This window comes from Streptomyces sp. NPDC054757 (genome assembly GCF_053612185.1).
This window is the reverse complement of the sequence record NZ_JBSHBW010000008.1, coordinates 94,305-111,496: the sequence shown is the minus strand read 5'-3', so window position 1 is coordinate 111,496 and position 17,192 is coordinate 94,305. Positions and strand designations below refer to the sequence as shown.

The 17,192-nt window shown below is 72.0% G+C and carries 1 protein-coding gene (only partly in view); it reads right to left on the bottom strand.

The genetic code is table 11. The annotated features are described in order from the left end of the window. On the bottom strand, positions 1–17,192 hold the start of the coding sequence (locus ACWGKJ_RS13245; RefSeq protein ID WP_453315729.1) for a type I polyketide synthase. The gene continues 19,096 nt to the left of window position 1, outside the view; the window shows 17,192 of its 36,288 coding nt (coding positions 1–17,192); the start codon lies at positions 17,190–17,192; its stop codon lies beyond the left edge, outside the window.

The following is a 17,192-nucleotide window of genomic DNA, read 5'->3' as shown; positions in this document are numbered from 1 at the left end:
GTAACGGCCGTGAGCTCGTCGAGCACCGGGTCCATCGCCGGGGAGTGGAAAGCGTGCGAGACCCGCAGCCGCCGCACCCGGTGACCACGCTCCCGCCACAGCTCCACCACCGCGTCCACGGCCTCGGCATCACCCGACACCACCACCGAATCCGGACCATTGACCGCAGCCACCGCGACGTCCCCGGACACCTCGGTCAGCGAAGCAACGACCTCCGCCTCCGGGGCGTTCACCGCAGCCATCGCACCACCGGCAGGCAACTCCTGCATCAACCGTGCACGCGTCGCCACGAGCTTGCACGCGTCCGGAAGTGAGAGGACACCCGCTACGTACGCGGCAGCCACCTCACCCACGGAGTGGCCCACCACAGCGTCCGGCTTCACACCGGCCGCCTCCAGCACCGCAGCCAGAGCAACCTCAAACGCGAACAATCCCGCCTGCGCGTAAAGGGTCTGATCCGCAAGAACCGGATCCACACCATCCGCGCCGTCCGCGCCCAGGACCACATCCCGCACCCGGTAGGCGGCCCCCAACTCCAGCTCCAACAAACCGCAGACCCGGTCGAACACCTCGGCAAAGACCGGACTCGCCTCGTACAGATCCCGGCCCATACCAGCCCACTGAGCACCCTGACCAGCGAAGACCAGACCCACCCGGGTGTCCTCTGATGCCACACCCGAGACCACCGCACCCGAGGACACCCCGGCTGCCAGATCGGTTACCGCGGACAGCAGCTCCCCACGGTCGGTACCGAGCACGACCGCGCGGTGCTCGAAGGCCGTACGCGTCGTCGCCAACGACCACGCCACATCAGCCGGCTCCAGCCCCGGGCGGGACGTCACCCACTCACGCAACCGACCCGCCTGCGCCGCAAGACCCTCAGCCGTACGACCGGAGACCACCCACGCACCAGCACCCGACACCACCGGAACTGTCGGCTCCGCCGCCTCGCCCGCCTCTACGGCCGGAGCTTCCTCGATGATGACGTGCGCGTTGGTGCCGCTGATCCCGAACGCCGACACCCCAGCCCGACGCGGACGCTCCCCCACCGGCCACGCCACCGACTCATCCAGCAGCCGCACCTCACCCGCCGACCAGTCCACATGCGACGACGGGTCCTCGGCATGCAACGTCCGCGGCAACCGCTCATGCTGCAACGCCAACACCATCTTGATCACACCAGCAACCCCGGCCGCGGCCTGCGTATGACCGATGTTCGACTTCACCGCACCCAGCCACAACGGAGCACCCCCCGCACGCTCCTGACCGTACGTAGCCAACAGCGCCTGCGCCTCAATCGGATCACCCAGCGTCGTACCCGTCCCGTGCGCCTCCACCACATCCACATCAGCAGCCGACAAACGCGCATTCGCCAACGCCGCACGAATCACCCGCTGCTGCGACGGACCATTCGGCGCCGACAAACCATTCGACGCACCATCCTGATTCACCGCCGAACCACGCAACACAGCCAACACCCGGTGGCCGTTGCGCTGCGCCTCGGAGAGACGCTCCACCACCACGATGCCGGCGCCCTCGGCCCAGCCCGTACCGTTGGCGTCCTCGGAGAACGCACGGCAACGGCCGTCCACCGAAAGACCCTGCTGACGCGAGAACTCCACAAACGAGAACGGGGTCGCCATCACCGTCACGCCACCAGCCAGCGCCATCGAGCACTCACCCGAACGCACCGCCTGCGCCGCCAGATTCAACGCCACCAACGACGACGAACACGCCGTATCCACCGTCACCGCCGGACCCTCAAGACCCAACGCGTACGAAACACGGCCGGAGAGCACACTGGTCGCGTTGCCCGTCATCAGATGACCCTCAACACCGGAGCCCTCCTCGCCCCCGGCCGCGGAGACACCGAGCCCGTAGCTGGAGCTGAAGCCCCCGGCGAAGACACCGGTCGCGCTGCCCCGCAGCGAGGACGGATCGATCCCCGCCCGCTCCAACGCCTCCCACGACGTCTCCAGCATCAACCGCTGCTGCGGATCCATGGCAAGGGCCTCACGCGGACTGATCCCGAAGAACCCCGCATCAAACTCCGCCGCACCCCGCAAAAACGCACCCGACTCCGTATACGAAGTCCCCGCACTCTCCCCCTCCGGATCGAAGAAACCCTCCAGATCCCAACCACGATCCGTCGGAAAACCACCCACCGCATCACCACCGGACGCCAACAACTCCCAGAACTCCTCAGGCGAGTTCACTCCCCCAGGGAACCGGCACGCCATACCCACAATCGCCAACGGCTCATCCGCGATGGGGGCTGCCATGGCGGCGACGGGAGCGTCAGCGTCCGCCTGCTGCCCGGTCAGCTCCCCGCGCAGGAACGCGGCCAGCGCCACCGGCGTCGGGTAGTCGAAGACCAGCGTGGCCGGCAGCCGCAGCCCGCTCGCCCTGTTGAGGCGATTGCGCAGCTCGACCGCGGTCAGCGAGTCGAAGCCCAGATCCCGGAAGACCTGCCGGGCCTGCACCCCGTCCGGGGCGGAGTGCCCCAGTACGGCGGCGGCCTCGGCCCGTACCACGTCCGTCAGTACGCGCTCCTGCTCCGCGCGCGACATCCCGCGGACCAGGTCGGCGAGCTCTCCCTCGGCACCGCGTGGCGCGGCGCCGCCGGAAGCCGCTCCCGCGGCAGCCAGCTCGCGGATCTCCGGCAGGTCCCGCACCAGCGGCAGGTCCGCGGCGCCCGGACCGGAGGCCAGTTGCTCCCAGTCGACGTCCATGACGGTCACGACGGGCTCGGGGCCCTCCAGCGACTCGCCCAGCGCACGGACGGCGAGCCGCGGGTCCATCGGCGGCATCGGGATCCGCCGCATCCGGGAGCGGATCGCCTCGCTGGACTCGGCCAGACCGCCACCGGCCCATGCACCCCAGGCGACGGTGAGTCCGGTCAGTCCGCGGGCCCGCCGGTTCTCCGCCAGCGCGTCCAGATAGGCGTTGGCCGCTGCGTAGTTGCCCTGGCCCGCGGAGCCCAGGGTGGAGGCGGCGGAGGAGAACAGCACGAAGGCGTCCAGGTCCATGTCCGCGGTCAGCTCGTCCAGCAGCGCCGCGCCCCGGACCTTCACCTCCAGCGCGGTCTGTAGCCGTTCCACCGACATCCGGTCCAGCATTCCGTCGTCGAGGACCGCCGCCGTGTGCAGTACGGAGGACAGCGCGGGGCCGCTCCGTCCGGTCCACTCCAGCAGCCCGGAGAGCGACGGCCGGTCGCTCACGTCGCAGGAGACCACGTCCACCCGCGTACCGGCGGCGGCCATGTCCGCTGCCCGTGCCGCGATCCCCGCAGCCGCGGGACCGGAGCGGCCCGCCAGCACCAGGCGTGCGGCGCCCCGCTCGACCAGCCAGTCGGACACGTGACCGGCCACGGCGCCGGTGCCGCCGGTGATCAGTACGCTTCCCCGGGGCGCCCAGGTGTCCCCGGAGTCGCGCCGCGGGATGCGCGACATCCGTCGGCCGAGGATTCCGGCCGAGCGGATGGCCACCTCGTTCTCGTCACACCCCGCCAGTACGGCGACCAACCGGGCACCCGCCCGCTCCGACAACTCCCCGGGCAGGTCCACCAACCCACCCCAACGCTCCGGATGCTCCATACCAACAACCCGGCCCAGACCCCACACCTGCGCCTGAACCGGACGCTCCAACACCTCACCCGGACCCGCACTCACCGCACCACAGGACGCCACCCACAACGGCGCCCCGACCCCGGCATCCCCGAGCCCCTGCACCAGACCCAGCGTCCCGGCCAGACCACCCGCCACCGCCGGATACTCCGACACCGGCACCTCGTCCAGCGCCAACAACGACAGCACACCCGACACACCAGAGACATCCGCCACCGCCTCGCGCAACAGCGCGGCCACATCCGCCCGGTCCACCGCCCCGGACCCGACCTCGACCACCACGACCTCAGCACCACGCGCCTCAAGCGCCGCCACACACCACTGCCGCACCTCGTCCCCAGCACCAGCCGCAACCACCACCAGCCACGTACCCGAGAGCACACGGGAATCGGGCTCCGTGACGGACGCCCAGGAGGTGCGGTAACGCCAGTTCGCGGTCAGCGAGCGATCCAGTTCGCCGCGTCGCCAGGACGCGAGCGCCGGCAGCACCTCGTTGATCGGACGGCCGCCGTCCAGGGCCAGCGTCTCACCGAGCCGGGTCAGGTCCCCGCCCTCGACGGCCGCCCAGAACGCGGCCTCCACCGTGGCGCTCGGACCGCTTCCACTCGCCGTCAGTACTGACTTGGGCAGCGACTGCACGCCTTCGGGCCAGTAGCGCTGGTGCCGGAAGGCATACGTCGGCAGCTCGACTTGCTCACCCGCAGGAAGGACCGACTTCCAGTCCACCGGGGCACCGTTGGCGAAGGCCTCGGCCAGCGAGGTGAGCAGGCGTGCCGCACCACCGTCGTCGCGGCGCAGCGTCCCGCACAGGGAAGCGGGCACAGCACCAGGACCGGCCTGCTCCGCGACTTCCTCCAGGGACTCCGTCATCGCACTCAGCAGCACCGGATGCGGAGAGACCTCGACGAAGATCCGCTGCCCCTCACCCGCCAGAACCCGCACCGCACGGTCGAAGTACACCGTCGCCCGCAGGCTCCGGAACCAGTAACCGGCGTCCAGCTCCTCACCCGTCAGGGTCTCGCCGGTCATCGCGGAGACCATCGGGACACGGCCCCGGCGCGGGGATATCCCGGCGAGGGCCGTGGTGATCTCCTCCTCCAGGCGGTCCACCTGGACCGAGTGCGAGGCGTAGTCCACCGCCACCATCCGCGCCCTGGCACCCTCGGCCTCGAACTCCGCCTTCAACTCCTCCAGAGCATCCGGCTCACCCGAAACCACCGTCGCCGACGGCCCGTTCACCGCCGCCAACGACGCACGCTCACCGAAACGGACGAGACGCTCCTCGACCTCGGAGGCCGGACGGCTGACGGACAGCATCCCGCCCCGGCCCGCCAGCACCTTCAGGGACTTCGAGCGCAGCGCGACCACCCGCGCACCGTCCTCAAGGGACAACATCCCCGCAACCGTCGCCGCGGAAATCTCCCCCTGCGAATGCCCCACCACAGCCTCCGGGGCAACACCAGCCGCCTCCCACACCGCAGCCAACGACACCATCACCGCCCACAGAGCAGGCTGAACCACATCAGCCGCCTCCAGGACCGGAGCCCCCTCCGCCCCCGCCAGTACGTCGTCCAACGACCAGTCCACGTACGGCGAGAGCGCCACGGCACACTCGGCAAGCCGGGCCGCGAACACCGGCGAAACCCCCGCCAGCTCACGCCCCATCCCCACCCACTGCGAACCCTGACCCGGGAAGACAAACACCGGACGGGCACCGGAGCGGGCCGCCGCCGAGACCACCGAACCCGAAGGCACACCAGCCGCCAGACTCTCCAGCCCCGCCACCAACTCCGTACGGTCACCGCCCACCACCACAGCCCGGTGCTCGAACGCCGACCGCGTCGCCGCCAACGACCACGCCACATCAGCCGGCTCCAACGACGGGCGCCCGGCCAGCCACTCCCGCAACCGGCCCGCCTGCGCCGCCAGCGCCTCCACGGACCGACCCGACACCACCCACGCACCGGCATTGGAGACGAGCGGGGGCGCGGTCTTCGTCGGCGCGGGCCTTGACGCCTCGTCGTAGGCGGGCGCCTGCTCCAGGATGACGTGCGCGTTGGTGCCGCTGATACCGAAGGAGGACACGCCCGCGCGGCGCGGCCTGCCGTCGGCGGGCCAGGGGACCGCTTCGGTGAGCAGCCGAACCTGTCCCGCCGACCAGTCGATGTGCGGCGACGGCTCCGTTGCGTACAGGGTCTGCGGCAGCTGCTCGTGCTGGAGCGCCAGCAGCATCTTGATCACGCCCGCGACACCCGCGGCGGCCTGGGTGTGGCCGATGTTGGACTTCACCGAGCCCAGCCAGACCGGACGGCCCTCGGGGCGGTCCTGCCCGTACGTGGCGAGGAGCGCCTGCGCCTCGATCGGGTCACCCAGCGTCGTACCCGTCCCGTGCGCCTCCACCACATCCACATCAGCAGCCGACAGACGCGCATTCGCCAACGCCGCCCGGATCACCCGCTGCTGCGACGGACCATTCGGCGCCGTCAGACCGTTGGACGCACCGTCCTGGTTGACGGCGGTGCCGCGCACCAGCGCGAGGACCGGGTGCCCGTTGCGGCGAGCGTCCGAAAGACGCTCGACCACCAGCATGCCGACGCCCTCGGCCATGCCCATGCCGTCGGCCGTGGCGCCGAACGCCTTGGAGCGCCCGTCCACCGCCAGCCCGCGTGCCTGCGAGAAGCCCACGAAGCCGTCGGGTGTGGCCATGATCGTGGCACCGCCGGCCAGCGCCAGTGTGCACTCACCCGAGCGCAGCGCCTGCGCCGCCAGGTGCAGCGCCACCAGCGACGAGGAGCACGCGGTGTCCATCGTCACCGCGGGGCCCTCCAGACCGAAGGTGTAGGAGAGCCGGCCGGACAGCACGCTGGTCGCGTTGCCGGTCGCCAGGTGACCGTCCACGCCCTCGAAGTCCGAGGCTCCCTCCAGGCTGGCCTCGGCGTAGCCGGAGCCGTAGCCGCCGACGAAGGCGCCGGTCTGGCTGCCGCGCAGTGCGGTCGGGTCGATCCCCGACCGCTCGAACGCCTCCCAGGAGGTTTCGAGGAGCAGCCGCTGCTGCGGGTCCATCGCCAGCGCCTCACGCGGGCTGATCCCGAAGAACGCCGGGTCGAAGCCGCCGGCGTCCCGGAGGAAGCCGCCTTCCTGGGTGTAGGAGGTGCCGGCGTGTCCCATGTCCGGGTCGTAGATGGACTCCAGGTCCCAGCCGCGGTCCTGCGGGAACGGGCCGATCCCGTCCCGGCCCGCGGCCAGCATCTCCCACAGCTCATCAGGGCCGGCGGCGCCGCCCGGGAAGCGGCAGGCCATGCCGACGATGGCGATCGGGTCGTCCACCACCGTGGCGGACGGGGGTACTGGGTCGGCCGCTGCGGGCACCTCGCCCGCCAGCTCGCCGCCGAGCATCGTGGCCAGGGCGGCGGGGGTCGGGTAGTCGAAGACGAGCGTGGCGGGCAGCCGCAGCCCGGTCTCCGTCCGCAGCCGGTTGCGCAGTTCGACTCCGGTGAGCGAGTCGAAGCCGAGGTCGGTGAAGGCCCGTGCGGGCTCGACGGCCTCGGCCGACGCGTGTCCGAGCACTGCGGCCACGAGCGTCCGCACCAGCTCCAGGAGCATCCGGTCGCGTTCCTGGCCGGATCGCCCGGCGAGCCGGCGGAGCAACGCCTGCGCGGCATCCCCGCCGCCGGCCGACCCGGCGGCGGCCGTACGCCGTCCCGGGGTGCCGGCCAGCCGCCTCCACAGCGGCGGGACCTCGCCGCTGCGCGCGGCCAGCGCGCGCAGGTCGGCCACGTCCAGCCGGGCCGGTACCAGGGCGCCCTCGCCCCGGGTCAGCGTCCGCTCCAGCGCCGTGTCCAGTACGGCCAGGCCCTCGTCGGCGCCGAGCGCGGCGAGTCCGGAGCGTGTGATGCGGGAGAGCAGCTGCTCGCCCAGGTCCCGGCCGATGCCGGCCTCGTGCACCCACGGCCCCCAGGCAAGCGAGAGGCCGGGCAGCCCGGCGGCCCTGCGCTGCCGTGCCAGGGCGTCGAGGAAGGCGTTGGCGGCGACGTAGTTGCCCTGGCCCGGGGCGCCGAGTGTGGCGGCCGCCGAGGAGAACAGGACGAAGTTCTCCAGGTCGCTGTCCCGGGTGAGTTCGTGCAGGTGCCAGGCGGCGTCCGCCTTCGGCCGCAGGACCGTGGCCAGCCGCTCCGGGGTGAGGGTGCCGATCACACCGTCGTCGATGACTCCGGCGGCGTGGAAGACGGAGCCCAGCGGGCAGTCGGCCGGGATGCTCGCCAGCAGCGAGGCCAGCGCGTCGCGGTCCGCCACGTCGCAGGCGACGACCCGGACCTGCGCGCCGAGCGCGGCCAGTTCAGCGGCGAGCGCCGCGACACCCGTGGCGGCCGGGCCGGAGCGGCTGGTCAGTACGGCCGTCTGGGCCCGTCCGGTGGCCACCAGATGGCGGGCCACCAGGCCGCCGAGTGTGCCCGTTCCGCCCGTCACCAGCAGGGTGCGCGGGCCGCCTTCGGAACGGTCCCCGGGCTGTTCAACCGCAGTTCCGGCACCGGACGGACGGTTCAGCCGGCGCCCGTACGCGACCTGTCCGCGGAGCGTCAGCTCCGGCTCGCCGGTGGCGAGGAACCTCGGCAGTACGGCGAGCCGTTCGGCACAGCCGGTGGTGTCCTCGTCGGCGGGAAGGTCCACGAGGAGCAGCCGGCCGGGGTTCTCCGACTGCGCGGAGGAGAGCAGGCCGCGCGCCGCGGCCGCCGGCAGGTCCACCACGGGTCCGCCGTCCGCGGCCGCGACGGCGCCGCGGGTGACGACGGCAAGCTGTGCGGAGTCCAGGTGCTGTTCCGCCAGCCACCGCTGGGCCAGTTCCAGCACCTCGCCGGTCAGCCGCCGGGTCGTATCCGGGACGGTTTCGGCGCCGTACGGGGTTCCGTCGACGCAGATCAGCGCTGTATGCGGGGCGACTTCGCCCGCCTCAGCCGCCGCGGCCGCCTCTGCGATACCGGCGAAGGACCGCACCGGGCGACCGGCGGCCCGCAGACCGTCGGCCACACCGAAGCGGTCGTCGCCGAGCAGCACCCACTCGCCGTCCGGGACGGGAGCCTCGGCCAGCGGGGTCCACTCCTCGGTGAAGAGGGTGTCGCCCAGCGTGTTGCCCGCACCCTCCAGCTGGTCCGCCGACACCGGGCGGCTGACGAGCGATTCCACCGTCACCACCGGAGCCCCGGCGGGATCCGATGCGGTCAGCGCCAGGCCGCCCCTGGCGTCCCGGCGCAGCCGGGCCCGCAGCACCGACGCACCACTCGCGTGCAGTTCGACGCCGGTCCAGGCGAACGGCATCCGGACCCGGCCCTGTTCCCCGGCCGCGTCGCCGTCACCACCGGCATCGGTCAGGGGCGAGCCCGCCAGGAGTGCGGCGTGCAGGGCCGCGTCGAGCAGCGCCGGGTGCAGACCGAACGCGGCTGCCTCCCGGGCCGCCTCCTCGGGCAGTGCCACCTCGGCGAAGACGTCGCCGCCGCGCCGCCAGGCGGCCCGCAGCCCGTGGAAGGCCGGACCGTATACGTCGGCGAGCAGCCCGGTGTAGACGTCGTCGACGTCGAGTGCGGTGGCGCCCTGCGGCGGCCATACCGCGAAGTCGTCCACCGGCGTCCGCGGGTCCGCCGGGGACGTGGCAGCGGGAAGGAGCGCACCGCTCGCATGCTGCACCCATGTCTGGGGTGCGTCGGCTGTGCCGGCCGCGTCGGCCGTGTCGCGACGGGAGAAGACCTCGACCGTCCGGCGGCCTTCGGCGTCGGCCTCGGCGAGTACGACCTGGACCTGCACCCCACCGCCGTCGGCGGGCAGTACCAGCGGCGCCTGGAGCGTCAGTTCCTCCAGCGCCCCGCAGCCGACCTGGTCACCGGCGCGTACGGCCAGCTCGACGAAGCCGGTGCCAGGCAGCAGCACGGTACCGCCGACGGCGTGGTCCGCCAGCCACGGCTGCGTACGCACCGACAGACGTCCCGTGCACACCAGACCGGCCCCACCGACCAGTTCGACGGCCGCGCCGAGGAGCGGGTGGTCCACCGCGCCCAGGCCCAGCGACACCGCGTCCCTGCCGCCGCCGAGCAGCGCCAGGGAGAGCGTGCCCTGCGGCCAGTAGCGCTCGTGCTGGAAGGCGTACGTCGGCAGCTCGACCCGCTCGGCGGCGGGCAGTACGGCGCGCCAGTCGACCGGCGCCCCGCCCACGAACGCCCCGGCGAACGAGGTGACCAGCTGGGCCGCACCGTCCTCGTCCCGCCGGAGCGTCCCGCAGACGACGCCCGGTACGGTGCCGGGGCCGGCCTCCTGCGCGGCCTCTTCCAGGGTGTCGTTCATCGCGCCCAGCAGCACCGGATGCGGGGTCACCTCGATGAAGAGCTGATGGCCACGGCCCGCCAGGGTCCGTACCGCACGCTCGAAATGCACCGTCGCCCGCAGGCTCCGGAACCAGTAACCGGCGTCCAGCTCCTCACCGGTCAGGGTCTCGCCGGTCATCGCGGAAACCATCGGGACACGGCCCCGGCGCGGGGATATCCCAGCGAGAGCTGTGGTGATCTCCTCCTCCAGGCGGTCCACCTGGACCGAGTGCGAGGCGTAGTCCACCGCCACCATCCGGGCACGGACACCCTCGGCCTCGAACTCCGCCTTCAACTCCTCCAGAGCATCCGGCTCACCCGAAACCACCGTCGCCGAAGGCCCGTTCACCGCCGCCAGCGACGCACGATCGCCAAAGCGGGCGATGCGCTCCTCGACCTCGGAGGCCGGACGGCTGACGGACAGCATCCCGCCCCGGCCCGCCAGCACCGTCAGGGACTTCGAACGCAGCGCCACCACCCGGGCACCGTCCTCAAGGGACAGCATCCCGGCCACCGTCGCCGCCGCGATCTCCCCCTGCGAGTGCCCGACCACCGCACTCGGAGCGACACCAGCCGCCTCCCACACCGCAGCGAGGGAAACCATCACCGCCCACAGAGCGGGCTGAACCACATCAGCCGCCTCCAAGGCAGGCGCACCCTCCGCACCGGCAAGGACATCGGCCAGCGACCAGTCCACGTACGGAGACAGGGCGGCAGCACACTCAGCAAGCCGGGCCGCGAACACCGGCGAAACCTCCGCCAGCCCGCGCCCCATACCGACCCACTGCGAACCCTGACCCGCGAACGCGAAGACCGAGCGCGCTCCGAGACGGGCCGTACCGGACACCACGGCGGCGGAGGGGACACCACCGGACAGGCTCTCCAGCCCCGCCACCAGCGCGGTGCGGTCAGCGCCCAGGATCACGGCCCGGTGCTCGAACGCGGACCGGGTCGTCGCCAACGACCACGCCACATCAGCCGGTTCAAGGTCAGAGTGTCCGGCCAGCCACTCCTGGAGCCGCTCCGCCTGCGCCGCCAGACCGGTAGCCGAACGGCCCGAGACCACCCACGCACCGGCGCCCGACACCACCGGAAGCGCGCCCGGTGCACCGGTCGGCTCATCGGCGGTCTCATCGGGCTCCGCAGCCGGGGCCTCCTCGATGATGACGTGGGCGTTGGTGCCACTCATCCCGAATGAGGAGACACCGGCCCTGCGGGGGTGCTCCCCCGCAGGCCACGGCACCGCCTCGCTCAACAGCCGGACCTCGCCCGCGGTCCAGTCCACGTGCGAGGACGGTTCCTCGGCGTGCAGGGTCTGCGGCAACTGCTCGTGCTGAAGCGCCAGCACCATCTTGATGATCCCGGCGACACCCGCTGCGGCCTGGGTGTGACCGATGTTGGACTTCACCGAGCCCAACCACAGCGGCCGGCCCGCCGTCCGCTCCTGACCGTAGGTGGCCAGCAGCGCCTGCGCCTCGATGGGGTCGCCAAGGGTGGTGCCGGTGCCGTGTGCCTCGACGGCGTCCACGTCACCGGCGGTCAGCTGGGCGCTGGCCAGCGCTGCGCGGATGACACGCTGCTGGGACGGGCCGTTGGGGGCGGTCAGACCGTTGGACGCACCGTCCTGGTTGACCGCGCTGCCCCGTACCAGGGCCAGCACCTTGTGGCCGTTGCGGCGGGCGTCCGAGAGCCGCTCGACGACGAGCATGCCCGCGCCCTCGGCCCAGCCGGTACCGTCCGCGTCCTCCGAGAACGCCCGGCACCGGCCATCCTCCGAAAGCCCCCGCTGGCGGGAGAAGTCGATAAAGGTGCCGGGGGTGGCCATCACCGTCGCACCACCCGCGAGCGCCAGCGAGCACTCACCCGAACGCAGCGCCTGAATCGCCAGATGGAGCGCCACCAGCGACGAGGAGCATGCGGTGTCCACCGTCATGGCCGGACCTTCCAGGCCCAGTACGTAGGAGACGCGGCCGGAGAGCACACTGGTGGCGTTGCCGGTCAGCGAGTGTCCCTCGGTCCCGGAGTCGCCCTGGTTGGCCAGCGAAAGCCCGAACCCGTAGCCCGAGGTGAAACCGCCCGCGAAGACACCGGTCGCGCTCTCGCGCAGCGATGACGGGTCGATCCCGGCCCGCTCCAGCGCCTCCCAGGAGGTCTCCAGCATCAGCCGCTGCTGCGGGTCCATGGCCAGCGCCTCACGCGGACTGATCCCGAAGAAGTCGGCGTCGAACTCCGCCGCGCTGCCCAGGAACGCGCCCTGGGCCACGTACGAGGTGCCCTCGCGCTCACCGTCCGGGTCGAAGACGCCGTCCAGGTCCCAGCCGCGGTCGGTGGGGAAGGCACCCACCGCGTCGCCGCCGGCGGTGAGGAAGTTCCAGAACTGCTCGGGGGTTCCCGCGCCGCCGGGGAAGCGGCAGGCCATGCCGACGATCGCCAGCGGTTCGTCCACCGCGGCCGCGGCCACGGCGACCACCGGGGCGGCCGTGTCGCCCTGCCGTCCGGTCAGTTCTCCGCGCAGGAACACGGCCAGCGCCAGTGGGGTCGGGTAGTCGAAGACCAGGGTGGCGGGCAGCCGGAGACCGGTCGCGGTGTTGAGCCGGTTGCGCAGTTCGACCGAGGTCAGTGAGTCGAAGCCCAGGTCCTTGAAGGCGCGCCGGTCCTCGACCGCTTCGGCCGAGGGGTGGCCGAGCACCACGGCGGCCTCGCCCCGTACGACGTCGGTCAGCACCCGCTCCTGTTCGGAGCGGCCCATCCCGGCGAGCTGACGGGCGAGTTCCCCTTCCGCGTGGACCACGGTGAGGGTGTTCCCGGCCGCCACGAGCCGTCGGCGGGCCTCGGGGAGGTCCCGCAGCAGCGGCCTTCCCAGCACATCCGCGGCGCCCGCGTCGGATCCCAACTGCTCCCAGTCCACGTCCATGACGGTCACCAGGGCGTCCGGGCCCTCCAGTGCCTCGCCCAGCGCACGGGCCGCGAGCCGCGGGTCCATAGGAGGCAGGGGCATCTGGCGCATCCGCGAGCGGGCCGCCTCACTGGACTCCGCCAGACCGCCTCCGCTCCACGGGCCCCAGGCCACGGCCAGACCGGCAAGACCGCGGCTGCGGCGGTTCTCGGCCAGCGCGTCCAGGTAGGCGTTGGCCGCCGCATAGCTGCCCTGTCCGGGGCCGCCGAGGGTGGCAGCGGCGGCGGAGAACAGTACGAAGGCGTCCAGGTCACGGTCCGCGGTCAGCTCGTCGAGCAGGTCGGCGCCCCGGGCCTTCACCCGCAGCACCGTCTCCAGGCGCGGTGCGGTGAGGCCGTCCACCATTCCGTCGTCCAGCTGCGCGGCGGTGTGCAGGACGGACGACAGCGCCGGGCCCTCGGCGTCGATCCGGTGCAACAGGCCGACCAGTTGGGCCCGCTCGGTCACGTCGCACGCGACGATCTCGACGGCTGTTCCCGCCTGTGCCAGCTCGGCGGCCAGCGCCGCCGAGCCCTCGGCCGAGGGGCCCGAACGGCTCGTGAGCACCAGGCGTTCGGCACCACGGCCCGCCAGCGAGTGCGCCACATGCCCGGCGACCGCACCGGTGCCGCCGGTTATCAGAATGCTTCCGCGTTCCGGCCGGCTCTCCCCCGAACCGCGCCGTGACACACGGGACAGCCGCCGGCCGAGGAGCCCGGTCGACCGGACGGCCATCTCGTTCTCGTCGCAGCCTGCGAGCGCGCCTGCCAGGCGCGAGGCGGCCCGCTCGTCGAGCGACTCCGGCAGGTCGATCAACCCGCCCCAGCGGTCGGGGTGTTCCAGCGCCACGACCCGGCCAAGGCCCCAGACCTGTGCCTGTACGGGACGCGTCGGCGCCTCACCCGGTCCGGCCGCCACCGCGCCGCAGGTCGCCACCCACAAGGGTGCCCCGATTCCGGCGTCCCCGAGCCCCTGCACCAGAGCCAGCGTGGCGGCCAGGCCGCCGGCCACCGCCGAGTGCTCCGGCAAGGGCGTCTCGTCCAGCGCCAGCAGCGACAGCACACCCGACACACCGGAAGCGTCCGCCACCGACTCGCGCAACAGAGCGGCGACATCCGCCCGGTCCACCGTCCCGGACCCCACCTCGACCACCACGACCTCAGCACCACGCGCCTCAAGCGCAGTCGTGCACCGCTGCCGCATCTCATCCCCGGCACCGGCCGCAAGAACCAGCAGCCACGTGCCCGGAAGAACGGGAGAGTCGGGCTCCGTGACCACCGCCCAGGAGGTGCGGTAACGCCAGTTCGCGGTCAGTGAGCGGTCCAGTTCACGGCGCCGCCAGGACGCCAGCGCGGGCAGCACGTCCCTGAACGAAAGGCCGCCGTCCACCTCAAGGGTCTCGGCGAGCCGGGTCAGGTCCTCGCCCTCGACAGCCGCCCAGAACTCGGCTTCCGCCTCGGTACCCGCGACGATCCTGTCCACGCCGCCACCGGCCCGCGGCGGCGCGAGCGAGAGAATGCCCTCGGGCCAGTACCGCTGGTGCCGGAAGGCGTACGTCGGCAACTCCACCGGCTCACCGACCGGCAGCACCCTCTCCCAGTCCACCGGGGCACCGCTGACGAACGCCCGCGCCAGACCGGTCAGCAGGCTCGCGACGCCCTCATCGGTGCGGCGCTGCAGCGGGACGAAGGCCGGCTCCACGCTCTGCACCCCGGCCACCGCGTCCGGACCGAGGGAGGACAGCGAACCGTCCGGACCCACCTCCACGAAGACCGAGACACCCTCACGGGCAAGGGCCGCCACCGCATCGGCGAACCGCACCGCCTGCCGCGTCTGCGCAGGCCAGTACCCCGCATCCGGCTCCGACACCAACTCACCACTCAGCGCACCCGCCCACATGATCTCCGGACGGCAGTACTCGATCCCCTCCGCAACCGAGGCCAACTCCGTCAGCACCGGGTCCATCGCCGGGGAATGGAAAGCGTGCGACACCCGCAGCCGCCGCACCCGACGGCCCTGCTCCCGCCACAACTCCACCACCGCATCCACGGCCCCGGCATCACCCGACACCACCACCGAATCCGGACCATTGACCGCAGCCACCGCGACATCACCGGACACCTCCACGAGAGAGGCGACCACCTCCGCCTCCGACGCATTCACCGCAGCCATCGCACCACCCGAAGGCAGCTCCTGCATCAGACGGGCACGCGTCGCCACGAGCCTGCACGCATCAGGAAGCGAAACCACCCCGGCCACATACGCGGCAGCCACCTCACCCACCGAGTGACCCACCACCGCATCCGGCCTCACACCAGACGCCTCCAGCACACCCGCCAGAGCAACCTCGAAAGCAAACAACCCCGCCTGCGCGAACAGCGTCTGATCCGCAAGCCCGCCATCCACACCATCGGCATCCAGGACCACATCCCGGACCCGAACCGAAGAGCCCAACTCCAGCTCCAACAAACCGCACACCCGGTCGAACACCTCGGCAAAGACCGGGCTGCCCGCATACAGGTCCCGGCCCATACCGGCCCACTGAGCACCCTGACCCGCGAAGATCAGACCCACCCGGGCATCCGCGGGTGCCACACCCGAGACCACCGCACCCGAGGACACCCCGGCCGCCAGATCGGATACTGCGGACATGAGCTCGTCCCGCTCCGTGCCCAGTACCACCGCACGGTGCTCGAACGCGGACCGAGTCGTCGCCAACGACCAGGCCACATCCGCCGGTTCCAGCCCCGGACGGGACGTCACCCACTCCCGCAACCGACCCGCCTGCGCCGCAAGGCCCTCAGCCGTACGACCGGAAACCACCCACGCACCAGCACCCGACACCACCGGAACTGTCGGCTCCGCCGCCTCGCCCGCCTCTACGGCGGGGGCTTCCTCGATGATGACGTGCGCATTCGTCCCACTGATCCCGAACGCCGACACCCCAGCCCGACGCGGACGCTCCCCCACCGGCCACGCCACCGACTCATCCAGCAGCCGCACCTCACCCGCCGACCAGTCCACATGCGACGACGGATCACCCGCATGCAACGTCCGCGGCAACCGCTCATGCTGCAACGCCAACACCATCTTGATCACACCAGCAACCCCGGCCGCGGCCTGGGTGTGCCCGATGTTCGACTTCACCGCACCCAGCCACAACGGAGCACCCCCCGCACGCTCCTGACCGTACGTAGCCAGCAACGCCTGGGCCTCAATCGGGTCACCCAGAGTGGTCCCCGTCCCGTGCGCCTCCACCACATCCACATCAGCAGCCGACAGACGCGCATTCGCCAACGCCGCACGAATCACCCGCTGCTGCGACGGACCATTCGGCGCCGACAGACCATTCGACGCACCATCCTGATTCACCGCCGAACCACGCAACACAGCCAGCACCCGGTGACCCTTGCGCCGCGCGTCCGACAAGCGCTCCACCGCGAGCATGCCGACGCCCTCGGCCCAGCCCGTACCGTCTGCGTCCTCGGAGAAGGCGCGGCAGCGGCCGTCCGCCGAGAGGCCCTGCTGACGCGAGAACTCCACGAACGTGCCCGGTGACACCAGCACCGTGACGCCACCCGCCAGTGCCAGGGAGCACTCACCCATCCGCAGTGCCTGGACGGCAAGGTGCAGCGCCACCAGCGAGGACGAGCAGGCGGTGTCGATCGTGACCGCCGGGCCCTCCAGACCCAGCGCGTACGAAACACGGCCGGAGAGCACACTGGTCGCGTTGCCCGTCATCAGATGGCCCTCGACGCCGGAGCCCTCCTCGCCGGCCGCCCAGGAGAGGCCGATTCCGTATCCGGAGGCGAAGCCGCCGGCGAAGACACCGGTCGAACTCTCCTTCAGGGAGGACGGGTCGATGCCTGCCCGCTCCAGGGTCTCCCAGGCCGTCTCCAGCATCAGCCGCTGCTGCGGGTCCATCGCAAGGGCCTCACGCGGGCTGATCCCGAAGAATCCCGGGTCGAAATCGGCCACTCCCTGCAAAAACGCACCCTGGGCCACGTAGGAGGTGCCCTCGCGCTCACCGTCCGGGTCGTAGATGCCCTCCAAGTCCCAACCGCGGTCGGTCGGGAAGCCACCCACCGCGTCGCTGCCGGAGGCCAACAGCTCCCAGAAGTCCTCCGGACTGCCCACCCCACCCGGGAAGCGGCACCCCATGCCCACGATCGCGACCGGCTCAGCCGCCTGCTCCTGCACCTCACGCAGCCGGCCGCGGGCGTCCTGGGCGTCCGCGATGGCCCGCTTGAGGTAACTACGAAGCTTGTCTTCGTTGGACAC